Here is a 17053-nt window from a genome sequence, read left to right as displayed (position 1 = left end):
ATTCCTGTAGTTTTAGGACTGTGGACTAAAATTACTAACGTAGATGTCTAACATTGACTACTTTTGGGTAGCTTTGTCCATGTTTTTACGAGCGGTTTCAACAACTCATCACCAAAGGCGCAGATCAACTTAGATTATGTAGTCTATGATACTGAATTTTCTTGGGTTCTGTGTGCTATTGTAGCAAAAATTTACAATCTAGATCGAAAAATCGGGTCAAAGCTGAAAAGACCGATCGAATATTTGGGCGATCGACAGCGATCGATTACCATAGCAAAAAACATCTAATTCACAGCAACCGCCAAGACGGTTATGAGGTTCCCTCTTCCTTATTGCCTCTTCCTTATTCCTTCCATCCTTTACATCCTTTACATCCGTTTCACAATCCGTTGCCGAACTTCCTTCTTGCTTCGGTCAACTGTCAACTGTCAACTGTCAACTGTCAACTGTCAACATGAACCCAACCGAAAAATCTCACTGGAAAACCCTAGATAGATTTGTAGAAATCAACTCTCATTGGGTAAAACTAATTGGCGAACATCTCGAAACAACCGAAGGACAAATAGTCGAATATTGGCGAGTAGAAAGAGCAGATTCCGTTGTAATTTTAACAATTCAAGCTGACAAATTGCTGTTTCCCGCACCGATGTACCGCCCCGGCGTGGCATCCACAACCCTTGACTTTCCAGGCGGTCGCGTACCAGAAGCCACAACACCAGCAGCCGCAGTTCCAGCTATAATCAAAAAAGAACTAGGCGTGACAGAAAGTGCGATCGCCCGCATCCAACCAATCAACACCACAGGCTGGGAAATCAACAGTTCATTCTCCAATCAAAAACTCTACGGTTTTGTAGCAGAATTGCACCCCACAGCCACAGTAAACCCCGAACTCATCGGTGCTGCATATCCTGTCACCCCCGATGGAATTCGCGACTTGCTCAAAAAATTAACTTGCCTCCAATGTCGAGCATTGTTGCTAGAATGGCAAAACCAAGATGATTTTAGATTTAGGATTTAGGATTTAGGATTTAGGGGATGCTCCCGCGACACTAGCCGATTAACGATTTCTTAAAACCAACATCACCGAAACTAATGATACCTGTCAATAATCATGAAGTTGCTGTCGAATGCCTCGACGTTACATATCGGCTCAACCGCAGACATTTAGTAGACAAACTCAATTTCAAAGTGCTGCAAGGAGAAGTATTAGTATTGCTGGGACGCAGCGGTAGCGGCAAAACTACTACCATGAAATTGATTAACAATTTACTGACACCAAGCAGCGGCGAAGTGCTTGTTATGGGAAAACCGACAACTCAGTGGGATTCAATTCAACTGCGGCGAAAAATTGGCTACGTAATTCAAGAAATCGGTTTGTTTCCCCATTTTACCGTCGAGCAAAACGTTGGTTTAGTGCCGAAATTGGAAGGCTGGGAGGACGATCGCATAAAATATCGCGTCCACCAACTGTTAGAATTACTGAATCTCGACCCCCAGCACTTCGCCAAACGCTATCCCCATCAGTTATCCGGCGGACAGCGGCAGCGTGTAGGCGTCGCCAGAGCACTTGCAGCAGACCCTCCGCTGCTATTAATGGACGAACCGTTTGGTGCTTTAGACCCCATTACTCGCTTGGAATTGCAGCGGGAATTCCGTCAATTACAGCAGCAACTAGGGAAAACTGTGATTTTTGTGACTCACGGAATTCAAGAAGCTTTTTTTTTAGCCTCTAAAATTGGTTTGATGCAAGATGGGCGATTGGTTGAATTTGCCGCGCCGGATCAATTTATTAAATCTCAGCATCCAGAAGCTCGCGCCTTTTTGGAATCTTTTTAATTAGCTAAATTGGAATGCTGTTAGCAATCATGAATTACGCAATGATTAATTTTATTAACCGCTATGGTGCTGAGATGGTTCAGAGGTCGATGGAACACTTGTATTTAGTAATAGTCGCGATTGTTATATCTACGATTGTGGGAATTCCTCTGGGGATTTTAGTTACTAGAAAACCCAAATTGAAAAAGCCGATTTTGGGATTTGCGAATATTATGCAAACAATTCCTAGTTTAGCTTTGTTTGGCTTGTTAATTCCGGTGCCGGTATTGGGCGGAATAGGCGATCGCACGGCAATCATCGCCCTGACACTCTATTCCCTACTGCCGATTATCCGCAACACTTACACGGGCATTGTCGGCGTCGATCGGGCGATTGTGATGGCCGGGACAGGCATGGGAATGACGGATATGCAACTGTTGTGGCAAGTGGAACTTCCCCTGGCGCTGGGCGTGATTCTGGCGGGCGTGCGAGTGGCTGCGGTAATTGCGATCGGGCTAGCAACTATTGCGGCGGCAATTGGTGCAGGTGGCTTGGGAGTCTTTATTTTTCGGGGCGTTGCTACAGTCAACAATCAGTTACTTTTGGCTGGGGCAATTCCGGCGGCTTTGATGGCCTTAGCTGCGGATTTTGGGCTGGGTTTCGTGGAAGCGCGTCTCTCGAAAAGTACATTGAAAGGTGTTAAAGATGACTGAATTTGTGATTGCTGAAATCGTGCACTATCTTAAGGTATGTAGTTGCGCTTCAGCGCTCCGATCTTATATATATTAAGAGAGCGCTGAAGCGCAACAACGTACCTTAAGAGCGCTGAAGCGCAACTACGTACCATGTTTAAGCCGATCGCACTTCCTCTGCTAAATTCATCTCAGGTTCAGCCTTTAAAAGCGGCAAACTCACCCTAAAAATAGATCCCTGATTCTCGCCCGCACTCTCCGCAGCAATTGTCCCGCCGTGTGCTTCCACTAAATGGCGGACGATCGCCAATCCCAATCCCAGCCCGCCATATTTGCGCGTCAGAGACACATCTTCCTGGTAGAAAGAATCAAAAATAGATAGCAAAAAGTCAGGGTGGATGCCTTTACCAGTATCGCTGACGGCAATCAGCGCCCGATCCTCTGCGCGGGATCCGCTAACGCCCGATCGCTCCAGCCGAATCTCCACTCTGCCACCGTTAGGAGTAAACTTAATCGCATTAGAAAGCAAGTTCCAGACAATCTGCTGGAGTCGTACCGCATCGCCAGACACCAGCCCCAGATCCGGCACCATCGCATGAATCTCGATCGACTTCGCAGCGGCTGCCGTTTTCACAGTATCGATCGCAGATTCGACAGCCAAACTCAAATTCACCGGGGTGGGATTCAAGCTCAGTTTGCCGTGCATAATCCCCGCAATATCGAGCAAATCATCAATCAACTGAGTCTGCAATCTGGCATTGCGCTCGATCGTGTCTAAAGCTTTAGCAGTTTGAGCCGCATTCAACGCTTGACTTTGCAGCAGTTGCGCCCACCCCAGGATCGGATTCAAGGGCGATCGCAATTCGTGAGAAAGCACAGCCAAAAATTCATCCTTAGCGCGGTTAGCTTTTTCCGCTGCTGCGCGCAGAGCTTTTTCCTGCTGCAAAATACTGTCGCGCTGCTGTTCCAAGCATTTTTTGTCTTCAATATCAGTTGCCGTACCAAACCATTTGACAACTCGATCCGATTCATTCTTGACGGGAATAGCTTGGTGCAAAAACCATCGATACACGCCGTCGCAGCGGCGCAATCGACCTTCGGCTTGATAAGGGCTGCCGTCTTGTTGAGCAGACATCCAACGATCGCCCATGGTAGAGACATCATCAGGATGGACAACTGCCGGCCAACCTTCAGCTTGAGCTCGTGCTACCGTCAACCCCGTAAAATCTAACCAGCGTTGGTTGACATCGAGCAATACCCCGTCAACGTTCGCTGTCCATACCAATTGCGGGATTGATTCCGTTAAATATCGATAGCGTTCTTCGCTTTGACGGATCTCTTTCTCAGCTTGTTTGCGATCGGTAATGTCGATCAGCGTTCCCACATAGCCAGTCACCGTTCCGTTACAGTCTAGGTAGGGCAGCGACTGGGTGTAGTACCAGGTAATGCTGCCGTCTGGCTGTACGTGCCTGCCTTCGTTCTGGTAAATTCCTCTGGGCTCGGGTTTTTGACACCATTGCAGCCATTCCCGGCTGAGTCGATCGCATTCGTCGGGATGCAAAGTTTGCACCCATCCCATCCCCAAGGCCTCTTCTACCGATCGGCCTGTCATTTCGCCCCAACGGCGGTTGACATAGAGACAGTTATTGTCAATATCAAACCGGAAAATGGCTGTTGGAGAGGCTTCTGCCAGAGTCGCAAACTGGCGCTCGCTTTCCTGCAAAGCGATTTCTGCTTGTTTGCGATCGGTAATATCCTCAGCAATCCCTGTGAACCGATAAATTTTTCCTGTCTCATCTTTGAGCGGAAAACAGCGGTCTCTCACCCAGCGTACAGTGCGATCGGGCAAAACAATCCGGTACTCTTCATCGAACTTGCCCTCAACAGCTTTCTCCTGAAACGCTCGGGCGTTCGATTCGCGGTGTTCCGGATGCACTAAATCCTGCCAAACCCGAGAGTCATCATACAAAGATTGGGGATTCAAGCCCCACAGCCGTTCGTAGGCAGGACTGACATAAAGCACTCGCCCCGAAGGGTAATCGGAAATCCAGAACACAGCATCGATGCTTTCTGCTAACTGGCGGAAGCGTTCTTCGCTTTCCCGTAAAATTGCTTCGGTGCGCTTCCGCTCTTGCAGTTCGTGTTGTGCTTGCTGATAAAGCTCAGCCTGCCGGATAGCAATGCTCACCTGCTGGGCCAACTGCTGAAGCAAATCAATTTCTAAAGGTTGCCACAGGCGCGCGCCGCCGCAGTGATGGACAATCAGCAGTCCCCAACACTGTTTTTCGTGCAGGATGGGTACGACTAGATTTGCCCTGACTTGAAATTGAGTCAGCAGTTCGATGTGACAAGGGTCGATCGAGCCATCATGAATATCTGTTTTTGCCGTCACCAATCCTTGACGGTAGGGTTCAAGATAACTGCTTGCCAAACAGGGATCGTAGATTTGGGAAGCTAGGATCGATCGCCAGTCTGGCCCCACAGATTCCGCTACCACAGTCCCGCCGCCATCTGAGTGCAAACGAAATACGATCGCCCGATCCGTGTCGAGAAACTGTCGCACTTCCTCTACGGTTGTTTGCAAAACGCGCTCTAAATCCAGCGATTGGTGAACTTGCTGGGCAATTAGGGCGATCGCCCGCTCTCGCTGCACTTGTTGCAGGCGTTCTGCTTCTGCCTGTTTAGACTGAGTGAGGTCTACTACTGTACCCAGGAGCCGCAGCGGTTTGCCAGCCCAGTCATAGTAAAGTTGCCCTTTAGCGCCTACCCAATGCAGCGAGTCATCGGCCCAGACAGCGCGAAATTCAACTTCATAGCTAATCCCTGTCTCAAGGGTAGTGGTTATAGCCTCGCCAATTATCTCGCGGTCTTCGGGATGTACGAGTTCGATAAAATCTTCATAACTTGCCGGATAAGTTCCCAGCGGTAGACCAAAAATCGGCCCTACCAGATTAGACCACACTACACAATTGTTAGGAATCTGCCATTCCCAAGTACCCATGCCAGCCGCTTTCAAGGCTAGGTGCAAGCGTTCTTCGTTTTGTTGCAACTTGGCGTGTAATTGCGCTTTGTCGATCGTCCCCTTCACCGCCATCCGCAAACTCTCCGGTGCGATTTGTTCTTTTATTAGATAGTCTTGGGCGCCGGCTTTGATGGCTTCGACTGCGATCGTCTCGTTCCCAACTCCGACCACAATTACAGGCAAATATCGCTGCGATACTATTTTGCTTCGCAGTTGGGCGATAAATTGCAAACCGTCCATATCTGGCAGCCGATTATCGAGCAACACCAGATCCGGCTGGTGTTGTTCCCACAGCGCCAAGCCTTCTTGCCCTAACGGCGCTGCGATTATTTTGTATTGGTACTCGCGATCGCGCAGCAGATACTGTCGGTACTTATGACAGTCTTCCGGGCTGCGATCGACAATCAAGACGGTGCGCTGGATCTGACTCATTGCAAACCTTCCTTGCAAGCGCGATCGATCTTCATGGCAATTTCACAGCACCCATCGTGTAAAGCCTGGATGCTTCCCTTCAATTGACGAACATTCATCGGAGCGATCGTACAGCTATTTGTAACAGATACTGGCAAAACATCAGCCAAACGCAGAAAGTCTATTTTTTGTACAGGCTTAAAAAGCACATCGTGGCTACCAATACCACAATACCAATACATTCTATCTACTTTCAACAAATTATAGGTGCATAAAGTTTAAACCGTCAGCGTTGTGATTTTCTGCAAACCATCCGCGTTCGGAGGATTCGCCATCAGATTGCGGATTTCATTTGAGCGTGCAATGTATTCTCGATCGCTTAAAACAGCTTCACTCCCCTCCAGAGAAATAGGACTTGCCAAATCAATCCAAGAACGACAACCGCCGTATTCAGAAATGTACTGAATTTCGGCTGTTTCTGCGAGGCGATAAGCCCGCAGCAATAAAATATAAATTGGCTGATTTTGTTTCCATTTCAGGCGGTCGCCGACAAATTTTTCATTCCAAATATGGTAGGGAAATAGCGCATTAATTGCTGGTTCCCAAGCCACCAAAAAAACATCAGTAATCTCAGCCCAACTGCCAATTCTAATAGTTTCCGGATGCCAACCAGATTCTACAGTTTTTACTTGACTTGCAAAATCTGGCTTTAATAAATCAGGTTGTTGGTGTTCAAAAGTTGGATACAGTAAAACTTGCTTGTCACTGACATTAAACTGTCCCGCTTGTTCGCGAATACCACCTTTTCGCAACAGCACAATCGTTCTGCCCCCTTCCAAAGCATTAACAGCTACATTCCATTCTTTCAGCGCGCGAGTAGTTGATTTCATAGATTTTTTTTGGGTTTTAATAATAGTAACAAAATCGATGATTCAAAGCTACTCTACCTACTTTTTTCTGTTAAAATTAGATAGATTGAGGGTGAATACTAAAAATCCAAATCAGGACTTAGGGTATGGAAAAGCGACAATTGGGTACATCAGAAATTCAAATTACCCCGATAATTATGGGGACTTGGCAAGCTGGGAAGCGGATGTGGGTGGGAATTGAGGATGCCGAAACTGTCAAAGCCATGCGCGCCGCTTTTGAGGCCGGTATTACCACCTTTGATACGGCTGAGGTGTACGGAGAAGGGCATTCGGAACAAATTATCGGTCAAGCACTTTCAGACGTGCGATCGCAAGTAGTATATGCTAGCAAAGTCTTTGCCAACCACCTCAGAGCAGATTTGGTAGTCGAAGCGTGCGATCGATCGCTAAAAAACCTCAACACCGATTATATCGACCTGTACCAAATCCACTGGCCCGCCGGCACTTGGAATTCCGAAGCTGTACCAATTGCCGAAACAATGGACGCCCTGAACAAATTAAAGCAACAGGGGAAGATTCGGGCGATCGGCGTTTCCAACTTTTCCCGCGCCCAAATAGCAGAAGCCGCCCAATACGGACGCATTGACAGCTTGCAACCGCCCTATTCTCTGTTTTGGCGTTCGGTAGAAAAAGACGCCATGCCCTACTGTCAATAAAATAATATCTCAATCATCGCCTATTCATCTCTAGCTCAAGGAATATTGACAGGTAAATTCGGGCCGGAACACAAATTTGCAGAAGGCGACCACCGCACCAAAAATAAGCTGTTCCTCAAAGAAAATTATGCCCGAGTGCAAACAGCATTAAATCAACTCAAGCCAATTGCCGATCGCCACCAAACAAGCTTAGGAAACTTAGCATTAGCGTGGTTGATTGCCCAGCCACAAACCAATGCAATTGTCGGCGCCCGCGACGCAGAACAAGCCACCGATAACGCTAAAGCGGCTGAGGTAAAGTTGAGTCAGGAGGACTTAAAAGAGATTGACGCGATCGGGCGAACAGTCACCGATCGTTTAGATGACAATCCCGTCATGTGGAACTTCTAAAATAGTTGACAGTTGACAGTTGACAGTTGACAGTTGACAGTTGACAGTTGATAAAGAACTTTAGTCCGAACGATCAAACCAACTTTTAAAGTCTCGGACGCATGGATAGTCAGAAACCGGGTTTTTTGCATTGTACTGCGTTACAGCCCGCAGATTCGATATAAAACCCGGTTTTTTTGGTATTTATTCACAAGTTTTATTCGCTCTAGCTTCCCATATCTCAAATCCCAAATCCCCAAATCCCAAATCCCAAATCGAATGAGTTACTGCCTAAACCCCAATTGTTCCAAGCCCCAAAACCCGGATGCAGCCAAAATTTGCCGAAATTGTCGGTCAAAACTGCTGCTGCGCGACAGATATCGGGCCATAAAGGCGATCGGACAAGGAGGTTTTGGCAGAACATTCCTCGCCGTTGACGAAGACAAACCCTCAAAACCCCGCTGCGTCATCAAACAATTTTTACCCACAGAAACCCAACTCATCCCATCAGCCAGCAATCGCAACAGCAAAAAAGCCGCCGAACTTTTTGAACAAGAAGCAATGCGATTGGATGAATTGGGAAAACACCCTCAAATTCCCGAACTATTAGCCTATTCCATCCAAGACAACCGACAATATGTAGTCCAAGAATTCATCGACGGACAAAACCTAGCACAAATTATAGCAACAGAAGGCACATTTACAGAAACTCAGATTCAAGAATTACTCAACAGCTTACTACCCGTCCTGCACTTCATCCATTCTCACAACGTTATTCACCGAGACATCAAACCAGGAAATATCATCCGCCGCGCCGATAAACAATTAGTTATAGTAGACTTTGGCGCTGCCAAAATTGCCACAGGTACAGCCTTACTCAAAACAGGAACCAGCATCGGCAGCCCCGAATACATCGCCCCGGAACAAGCCCGAGGCAAAGCATCTTTCACCAGCGATTTGTACAGTTTAGGCGTAACTTGCCTGTATTTATTAACTCAAGTTTCCCCATTTGATCTGTTCGATCCGGGCGAGGATGCCTGGATTTGGCGGCAGTATTTAAGTAACAACCCGGTGAGTAAAGAACTCGGGAAAATTTTAGATAAAATGATTGAAAATGCTACCAACCGCCGCTATCAAACGGCTGTAGAAGTATTAACACAACTGAATCCCGAAGCAGCTATTAAACTCACCATTCCGCAAAAAATCACCAAACCAGTCAAACCCGCCACCAATCCCAATCCGCCCCCACCGCAAACCCATAACTGGCAATGTATTCACACATTAAGCGGACACAAAAACTTAATTTCATCTGTAGCTTTCAGCCCCAACGGAGAAGTTATCGCCAGCGGCAGCGATGACAAAACAATCAAACTTTGGCAAGTTGAAGACGGGCAAGAAATAGTGACTCTCGCAGGACACACAAACTCAGTTCATACAGTAGTTTTCAGCCCTGACGGAAAGACACTCGCCAGCAGCAGCCACGACAAAACAATCAAACTTTGGCGAATGAAAGACGGGCAAGAAATTCGCACACTTTCCGGTCACATTAACTCCGTTTATGGCTTAGCTTTCAGTCCAGATGGCGAAACTATTGCTAGTAGCAGTTGGGACAAAACCATCAAACTTTGGCGCGTGAAAGACGGGCAAGAAATTCGCACATTCTCCGGTCACATTAACTTAGTTTACTTTGTCGCCTTCAGTCCAGACGGAGAAACTATTGCTAGCAGCAGTTGGGACAGAACCATCAAAATTTGGCGAGTCAAAGATGGCAAGCTAATTCGCACGCTGATAGGTCATACAGACTGCGTTCGCTGTTTAGCTTTCAGTCCCAATGGAGAGTTTCTTGCCAGCGGCAGTCACGACAATACGATCAAAATTTGGTGGATGAAAGACGGGCAAGAAGTTTTAACAATTGCAGGTCATTCTTGGTATGTTGATTCGATCGCATTTAGTCCAGATAGCGAGATTCTGGCTAGTAGCAGCAATCAAACAATCAAGATTTGGCGGGTTAAAGACGGTGAAGAAATTTGTAATATTGCGGGTCATACTAACTCGGTGTATTCTGTTAATTTTAGCCCGGAAGGAGAGTTTTTGGCGAGCGGCAGCAGTGACAGAACTATTAAAATTTGGGGGTGCAATCGATAAAATAGTAGAAGTCATTCCATTCTCCCTCTCCAATTTCCGCCACAACTCCCGAATCGCAGAAATCGGATTGTGATCGCGCTATAATAGATAAACTTAGCTAAAATTTAGGTAATGCCCGCAAGAGATTCTATCCATAACATTGTCAAACAAGCAATTGTCAAAGATGGTTGGCAAATCACCGACGATCCCTATGTTATTTCTTACGGGGAGCGATTTTTATTTGTAGATTTAGGTGCTACTGAATCATCCAGTCTCGATCGGATTGACGGACGGTTCATTGGTGCAGAATATCAAAACAGTCGCATCGCTATCGAGATTAAAGAATTTCGCGGCCCATCAGCGATCGCCAATTTAGAGCAAGCAATTGGACAATATATGGTTTATCGGCTATTGCTGAAGCAAGTCGATCCGGAACGCCAGGTTTACTTAGCCATTCCTGACACCGCTTATTACGATGTCTTCAGTGAGCCAATTGGTGAACTCGTCATCGCCGAAATTCCCCTAAAATTGGTGATTATAGATTTGAAAAAAACCGAGGTAAAACAATGGATACCAGCGCGACCTATCGAGAAATCGTAAAACAGGTGATTCTTCAATACGCTAAATTGCGTCCCTCTCATGGAGACATTAGACTAGATCCGGTGTTGGATGAAACGCGCGATCGCTATGCTTTAATGCAAGTGGGTTGGGATAGAGGACGGCGAGTGAGAGGGAATTTAATTTACATTACCCTAGAAGATGGAAAAGTTTATATTGAATACGACGGCATGGAATGTGGCATTACCCAAAATTTAATAGACCAAGGTATTCCAGAAAACGCTATTGTTTTAGCTTTTCTGCCACACTCTTTAACAGCTTTGACTACCGCTGTGTAGTGATGAAAGGCAAAAGAGCGATCGAAAAATAAACTCATTCTTTTTAATCTATCTGCTTCACGACATCCAAGGGTAGTCCTAGCACCCCTGCAATTTGCTCATCCTTCAATCCCAACTGTCGTAATTTACCAACCATGTCAATTTTAACTTGATTCGTGCCGTCCTGATAGTCGGGAGTCGCAGGCTGACTTTTATCTGGGGTAGAAGTGGGTAGTTCTGAGCAACCATTGATATAATTAATTGTGTTGCTCTCCCAAAAATTAGTAGTGTTGCGATCGCCAAAATTTATATTCAGATTTAATTGCCGTTCTAGAACAGATTCCAGATTACTTTTATCAACTGGTTCATCAAAAGTATCAGATAACATTTGCAAAAGTTTATAACCTACATCCTTAGCATGACCCGCCGTACAACCGTAAGTATCTGCAATATCAGAATACTTTTTTCGATTCATTATTCCCTCGATAATTTTACGCTGCAAGTCATTTAGATGTTTGCCTGTCTTCGCGCTGAGCACTTCATCTACAAATTGCAAGATATGGGCAGTGTCCATCAGTAGGGGGGTCGGAGAACTATGGTTAGTATACCCGACTTTATCCGTCTTTATCAGTCTTTTTCCGCCTTGCATCGCGATTTTAGAAAGACCCGTCTTTTTCCGTCTTTTTTCGCTTTGCAGTTTTGTGCGATCGGTCTATGATGTGGAAAAGGATAAAAATTAGCTTCGCTGGAAGAAGGGAGTGTACATCTAATCCCAATCTCCAATAGCGGCCGATGGTGCTTTACTGATGGTGCTTTACTATTTTGCGAGTTGCGATCGCACTTCTAAATTGTCTTCATAGATTTTGGGTGCTCGCCTGTATTTGTGAACAGAATTTCATCTACCAGTTTTAAAACTTTTGCGGTGTCCATAAATAGGTCAGATAGGCAGGTTTTTCCTATATTATCCGATCTTTACGACATTTGAGCAAATTTTTCTGGAAAGTTCCGACTCAATCGTACTGACAGGGCGATCGGGCTTGGGTTTTGATTGGGAAGGTATTGTTTGACACTTAGATTGTTAAATATGAATCCGTAAAAGGAGATAAGTATGAAAAAATTGATTGTGGGCATGATTTCTGGAGTTGGAATTTTTGCTTCTACAATATCAGGGGTAGCTCAGAATCCACCACCTCCAAACATCCCATCTGGTATCTATGGGAGTCAAGGTCACAGCTATTACTGGAATAACACCGAGAAAGCTTCGTGTCACATTGTCGGTCCAGCCCAGTTGAGGCTATTCGTTAATAGAGGTATGCCGAGTAGAGGAAATGCACCTTTTACCCCCTATAATTTTCAAGGTGGTTGTCTATGGCCTCAAGGGCTTTATGTGCCACCAAACAACGAAGGCAAAGTGATGTACATCAACTCCCGTCAAGAGATTTGCCACGTAGGACCGTCATTGTTCGGATTGTTACGACAGCAATTTGGAGCGCCGCACCAAGGTTCTTCTCTAGAAGATATCTCTCGAGGTTTGACAAATATTGGTACTTGCCCAAATCCTGGATAAAATCTTGGGCATTATGGCCTCTATCGCCTTACAAATAGGGCAGGTAATTCCCACCTTATTTGTAAGGCGATTGCCCTGTACTTTTTTGTGCGATCGCCCGGTCGATGAAAAGTGTAGAAGTGTAGATGCGATCGCACCTTGTCTTTTTTTACCGACAGGGCGATCGCTCTTTCCTTTCCAATACTGGACTAACTCAAATCCTTATGAAAGTCGTTTTCTAAACCGATGTCCATCCGGTTCCACAACCACAAATGACCCTTTTAGTTCTAATTCAGAGTAAGTTTGTATAACTCTTGCTAGTTCGTTGTGAATCGAGTTCACAGTTTTAGGTAAGACTCGAAGGTAAATCACACCAGTGCCGATCGCCCTCACAAAAACAAGATTTCCGTAATCTCTGTCTCGCGTAACCAGGATGCGATTTTCTGCTTGGGCTACTCTCAGTATTTCTTCATCACTTGCTTGCGCTAGACCTATTTGAGCGACAACAATTACATCATGTCCTGCATCAATCAAAAACTTTATGGTAACAGCATACACATCTTGGTCTATCAGAAATTTCATAATTTAAGCTAATGCTAAATGCACATCTTCAGCCGCCACCAGTGCGATCGCATACCGCAAGCACGCCCGAATATCGTCTCGGATAATTTCTCCAAAAGAAAGCCCTTCATTTAGTAATTCGAGAACGCTCTGTACAGTAATGCGCGTACCCACTATGCAAGGCTTACCGAAGTGGATTTGAGGATTGACGGAGATTCTGTCCATGTTGACCGCAGAGCTATATGTCTCTTCTATTTTAAGTCATAAAGTTGGCGATCGCACCTTGTCTTTTTTCACCGACAGGGCGATCGCACTTTTGGGCTAAACGTTAAACAGGTGACTGGTAGCCATCATCACCAAAAATCAAATTTTAAACAGAATTGCGATCGCCCTTCCTCCACCTCTTCAACAACTCCGGCGTCACCAAACCTTGCGGAAAAAATATCGTCCCCAAAACAATCAGCACCCCAAACACAATTAACCGCCCATCCCGCAGAAATTGCGCCAACCAAACCGGCAATCCCTGAATAGTCGCCATCCCCCTCAAAACCTCCGGTAAAGCAGTAAAAACCATCCCGCCCAAAACCGACCCGACAAAAGTTCTGCTACCACCAATCAACACAGAAGTCAAGTAAATAATACTAGCATCAAAAGTTCCTTGACGGGCGTTCCAAGTATTGAGAAAATGCGCGCTAACCGCACCGACAACGCCTGCTAAAATAGCACCCAACGTAAAAGCCAGAACCTTGTAAAAAGTCGGGTTAATGCCGATCGCATCAGCCGCCAACTCATCAGCCCGAATCGCCGCAAAAGCCCGCCCCACCCGAATCCGTTCCAGCCGATAGACAATCGCCATACTTACCAACAGTAAAGGCAGTACAATCCACAAATACTCGATCGGCGTTCCAAACGGTTGCGGAATCCCAAAAATCCCCACAGCCCCGCCAGTGATGTCCAGATTCAGCGATAATACGCGGAGAATTTCCACAAAAGCAATAGTTGCGATCGCCAAATAAATCCCCCGCAACCGCAGCGCCGGAACTCCCACCAAAATACCCAACAACCCCGAAACAGCCCCTGCAATTATCATCTCCACTAACAGCAGTGGCAGCGGAAATAAACCCCCCGTCGTTTGAAACACCGTCGTAGACAAAATCGCCGCAATATAGCCGCCCAAAGCATAAAAACCGGGGCTAGCGAGAGACAATTGTCCAGTCATCAAAGGCAAATATAGCGACAATCCCAACATTGCACCCAGCAACATCGAGACAATCAGAAACCCATAAGTAGTAAAAAATGTAGCCATAACTTTATCTTAAATTATAAACATACTTAAATACGGGCTTTCTATCAAATGCGATCGCATCCGAATTATTCATTTCTCTCTTCTCTTTCTCTGCGCCCTCTGCGCCCTCTGCGGTTAAATCATTCCGATGTAACCGGAATCGATCTAACAAACTTACACCTTTTGAATCAAACGCCGCCCAAACAAACCCTGCGGCCTAACCAACAGCATAATAAACAATATCGCAAAAGCCACAGCATCCTTATAAGCCGAAAAATCTCCCGGCACAAAAGCCTCCACCAAACCAATGATAAACCCACCAAAAACAGCCCCCGGAATACTCCCCAACCCACCAAGCACAATCACAGCCAAACCCTTTAAACCAAAAGCAATCCCAAAATACGGCCCCGCAATACTCACACTAGAACCCACCAAACTCCCCGCCAAACCAGCCAGAAAACTACTCACAAAAAACGTCAAAACAATATACCTGTCAGTATCAATCCCCAACAGACTAGAAGTAGTAGCATCTTCAGCCACCGCCTGCATTGCCTTACCAAATTTAGTGAAATTTATCAAGTAAGTTAGGAGACTAACAATCGCCACAGCCACCACAAAAATCACTATTTGCACAGTGCGAATCGGAATCTGTCGATCCGCCGTACCAAAGTTAATAGCTGCTGGCAAATTGCCGTAAGTATTAGCCGGAAAAGTGTAAATCTCAGCCCCGACAAGATATTGAATCATATTTGCGATCGCCACCGCCGCCCCCAAACTCGAAACCACCGTCAGCAGAGGATCGGAGTTTCTGCGACGCAAAGGCAAAAAAGCAACTCTTTCCACAATTACTCCCACCAAACCAGCCAACACACTGCCCAAAATTAGCGCCACCGCGAAAGGCAACTGCACGGGAATTCTAGCATTAGCCAACAACCCGTTAAAACCGAAAGCACCGCCCATCAGCGCATAAGTGAAATAAGCACCTAAGGTAAACACTGCACCGTGAGCAAAATTAATAATCCCGAGAATAGAAAAAACCAGCGTGTATCCTAGCGCAAAAATAGCATACACGCTGCCGATCGACAAACCATTCAGAAATTGTTGCAGAAACAGAGTTAAGTCCATCGCCAGTCACGAATTAGGCATCAAAATTAAATCATTCAATCACAAATAAGCTAAAAAACTACTGTCATATTTTTTGACTACATCCGTTAAATCCGCTACAAAATCCCTTGCCGAACTTCCTTTATTTCAAAAATTCAAACTTCCCATTAACTCCATCCGCATCCATTTTAATTTGTGCCACATAAAAGTCTTTTTGATTGATTTCACCTTCCGGCGTAAAAGAAATTTCCCCCAAAGGCGTGTCATACTTGGCAGCCAACAACTGCTCATTAAGCTTTGTACGCAATTCGGCCAAAGGCTTTTCACTAACCTTAGACTGAGCATTAATTGCCTTTAATGACTCCACAAAAACTTGAACGCCCGTAAAAGCTTGAGCGCTAAACTGAGGCGGTTCCTTTTTAAATTGAGCGCGATAAGCATCGCGGAAAGCCTTATTAATTTCATTCTGATATTCCGGGCTGTAGGCTTGGGCAATCAAAACCCCATCACAAAGAGCCTTACACACAGTAAATACATTGGAAGTATTCAAACCGTTGCCGCCAATGATAACGCCTTTGTAGCCCAACTCCCGCAATTGCTTAATTAAATTACCTCCATCTGCGGCCAACCCAGAAATAATGATCAAATCGGGCTTGACATTGATCGCGTTAGTGGCTTGAGATTGGAAATCTGTATCAGTAGTCAAGAATTTTTGGACTGTTGCCAATTCCAGCCCCATCTCTTTAACCGTTTTCTGGAAAGTTTCAGTCTCAGATTTGCTGAAAGCATCATTCTGAGCAAAAAACACGGCTACTTTCTTGATATTGGGATTTTGCTTGAGGGCGGCTTTAACTGCATTAGGTGCCACCACGGCGACAGGCGCGGAGACTCTGGCTACATAATCGCCAATCTGGGGAATGCCTTTAGCCGTGTTGGATGGTGCGAGGACGGGAACTTTGGCGCGATCGGCGATCGGATCGGCACCAAAAGCCTGCTGTGATAGAGTTGGGCCCACAATCCCCACCACCTTATCTTGATTGATCAGAGTATTGAACGCATTAATCGCCCCTTGTTCATCTCCACCCGTATCTTGGAACACCAATCTAATCGGCGTCCCATCCACACCGCCCTTATCGTTGAAATACTTCTCAGCAATTTTCGCCCCAGCCACTTGCTCCTGGCCGAGTAAAGCCACATTGCTAGTTTGGGCCACCCCAATCCCTATATATATAGTCTTGGAATTCTGCCCGGCCGAACCCTGTGGCGAAGTACCGGCAGAGGGCGAAGTCGCCGGAGATGCTGTGGTAGAGGTTTGGGGAGTATTTGTCTGACTGCAAGCCAGCAACAGTGAAGCGCACGTAACGAATAAGGCACTAGGGCGAGCTGTCGGTTTTTTCATGAGCGGGCGATCGAACACATATATATAGAACATCTGTCTGTGTCTGTAGAGATATTCTACCCATTAGCGGAAGAGTCCCCGGAAAAAACCTTAGAATTACGCCCCAAACAAGTGAAATCCGGAAAAGCAGATTGGGCGATCGGGTCAAAGAGTCGGTCTCAACAGTCGAAACCCATACGGTGCATGGCTTCAAAAAAAAGTCAAAATTATTTTCGCAAAACGCTTGACAAGCCCTTGCGAAATAAGTATATTAATAAAGCGCCAG

16 protein-coding genes and 1 pseudogene are annotated in these 17053 nt (G+C 46.0%); 8 read left to right on the top strand and 9 right to left on the bottom strand.

Annotated elements, in window-relative coordinates; genetic code table 11:
* Window positions 1-454: 454 nt before the first annotated feature.
* The 3 genes from JGK11_RS30040 to JGK11_RS30030 all read left to right on the top strand — a co-directional run bounded on the left by JGK11_RS30040 (window position 455) and on the right by JGK11_RS30030 (window position 2528).
* The gene (locus JGK11_RS30040) at window positions 455-1018 is read left to right on the top strand and encodes an NUDIX hydrolase (RefSeq protein ID WP_293186989.1); all 564 of its coding nucleotides are present in this window, start codon (window positions 455-457) and stop codon (window positions 1016-1018) included.
* A gap of 74 nt (window positions 1019-1092) precedes the next feature.
* Window positions 1093-1836 carry an ATP-binding cassette domain-containing protein gene (locus tag JGK11_RS30035; protein ID WP_293186990.1) on the top strand — a complete coding sequence of 248 codons (744 nt, stop codon included), beginning with the start codon at window positions 1093-1095 and terminating at the stop codon, window positions 1834-1836.
* Between the two features lie 29 nt (window positions 1837-1865).
* Window positions 1866-2528 carry an ABC transporter permease gene (locus JGK11_RS30030; RefSeq protein WP_366054132.1) on the top strand — a complete coding sequence of 221 codons (663 nt, stop codon included), beginning with the start codon at window positions 1866-1868 and terminating at the stop codon, window positions 2526-2528.
* 136 nt (window positions 2529-2664) lie between these two features.
* Here the strand turns inward: JGK11_RS30030 and JGK11_RS30025 are convergent, their stop codons facing one another.
* The 3 genes from JGK11_RS30025 to JGK11_RS30015 are packed head-to-tail and all read right to left on the bottom strand — an operon-like array spanning window position 2665 to window position 6830.
* Window positions 2665-5961: a PAS domain-containing protein gene (locus JGK11_RS30025; protein WP_293214086.1), complete on the bottom strand. Its 3297-nt coding sequence runs from the start codon at window positions 5959-5961 to the stop codon at window positions 2665-2667.
* Window positions 5958-6182 (bottom strand): hypothetical protein, encoded by a 225-nt coding sequence (locus JGK11_RS30020; protein WP_293186992.1) that lies wholly within the window; start codon window positions 6180-6182, stop codon window positions 5958-5960. Before JGK11_RS30020 ends, JGK11_RS30025 begins: the two co-directional genes overlap by 4 nt.
* Before the next feature lie 36 nt (window positions 6183-6218).
* Window positions 6219-6830 (bottom strand): DUF1802 family protein, encoded by a 612-nt coding sequence (locus JGK11_RS30015; RefSeq protein ID WP_293193814.1) that lies wholly within the window; start codon window positions 6828-6830, stop codon window positions 6219-6221.
* Between the two features lie 125 nt (window positions 6831-6955).
* Between JGK11_RS30015 and JGK11_RS30010 the strand changes: the two are divergent.
* From JGK11_RS30010 to JGK11_RS29995, 4 genes and pseudogenes are all read left to right on the top strand, one after another.
* Window positions 6956-7915 (top strand): annotated as a pseudogene (locus JGK11_RS30010) (aldo/keto reductase).
* 258 nt (window positions 7916-8173) lie between these two features.
* A complete protein-coding gene (locus tag JGK11_RS30005) occupies window positions 8174-10039 on the top strand; it encodes a serine/threonine-protein kinase (RefSeq protein ID WP_293214084.1) in 1866 nt (621 codons plus the stop codon).
* Between the two features lie 111 nt (window positions 10040-10150).
* Window positions 10151-10618 carry a XisH family protein gene (locus JGK11_RS30000; RefSeq protein WP_293214082.1) on the top strand — a complete coding sequence of 156 codons (468 nt, stop codon included), beginning with the start codon at window positions 10151-10153 and terminating at the stop codon, window positions 10616-10618.
* On the top strand, window positions 10585-10914 hold the full coding sequence (locus tag JGK11_RS29995) for a XisI protein (protein WP_293208351.1): 330 nt from the start codon (window positions 10585-10587) through the stop codon (window positions 10912-10914). The genes JGK11_RS30000 and JGK11_RS29995 overlap by 34 nt, the downstream gene beginning before the upstream one ends.
* 43 nt (window positions 10915-10957) lie before the next feature.
* Here JGK11_RS29995 and JGK11_RS29990 read toward each other — a convergent pair whose 3' ends face one another.
* Entirely contained in the window at window positions 10958-11467 is a 510-nt protein-coding gene (locus tag JGK11_RS29990; protein WP_293193943.1) for a hypothetical protein, read from the bottom strand.
* Window positions 11468-12001: 534 nt separating this feature from the next.
* Between JGK11_RS29990 and JGK11_RS29985 the strand changes: the two genes are divergently transcribed.
* Entirely contained in the window at window positions 12002-12460 is a 459-nt protein-coding gene (locus tag JGK11_RS29985; RefSeq protein ID WP_293214080.1) for a hypothetical protein, read from the top strand.
* A gap of 201 nt (window positions 12461-12661) precedes the next feature.
* Here JGK11_RS29985 and JGK11_RS29980 read toward each other — a convergent pair whose 3' ends face one another.
* The 5 genes from JGK11_RS29980 to JGK11_RS29960 all read right to left on the bottom strand — a co-directional run bounded on the left by JGK11_RS29980 (window position 12662) and on the right by JGK11_RS29960 (window position 16821).
* A complete protein-coding gene (locus JGK11_RS29980; RefSeq protein ID WP_293214077.1) occupies window positions 12662-13021 on the bottom strand; it encodes a DUF5615 family PIN-like protein in 360 nt (119 codons plus the stop codon).
* Between the two features lie 3 nt (window positions 13022-13024).
* Entirely contained in the window at window positions 13025-13225 is a 201-nt protein-coding gene (locus JGK11_RS29975) for a DUF433 domain-containing protein (RefSeq protein ID WP_293214074.1), read from the bottom strand.
* Window positions 13226-13370: 145 nt separating this feature from the next.
* Window positions 13371-14306 (bottom strand): branched-chain amino acid ABC transporter permease, encoded by a 936-nt coding sequence (locus tag JGK11_RS29970; RefSeq protein WP_293214071.1) that lies wholly within the window; start codon window positions 14304-14306, stop codon window positions 13371-13373.
* Window positions 14307-14459: 153 nt separating this feature from the next.
* Window positions 14460-15410: a branched-chain amino acid ABC transporter permease gene (locus JGK11_RS29965; protein WP_293214068.1), complete on the bottom strand. Its 951-nt coding sequence runs from the start codon at window positions 15408-15410 to the stop codon at window positions 14460-14462.
* Window positions 15411-15531: 121 nt separating this feature from the next.
* Window positions 15532-16821, bottom strand: coding sequence for an ABC transporter substrate-binding protein (locus JGK11_RS29960; protein ID WP_325315939.1), 1290 nt, complete (start codon window positions 16819-16821; stop codon window positions 15532-15534).
* Window positions 16822-17053: the final 232 nt, after the last annotated feature.

This window comes from Microcoleus sp. PH2017_34_RAT_O_A, assembly GCF_020737885.1.
In the GTDB taxonomy this organism is placed as follows: Bacteria; Cyanobacteriota; Cyanobacteriia; order Cyanobacteriales; family Microcoleaceae; genus Microcoleus.
The sequence above is the reverse complement of the archived record's forward strand: the minus strand, read 5'-3'. Positions and strand labels throughout refer to the sequence as shown.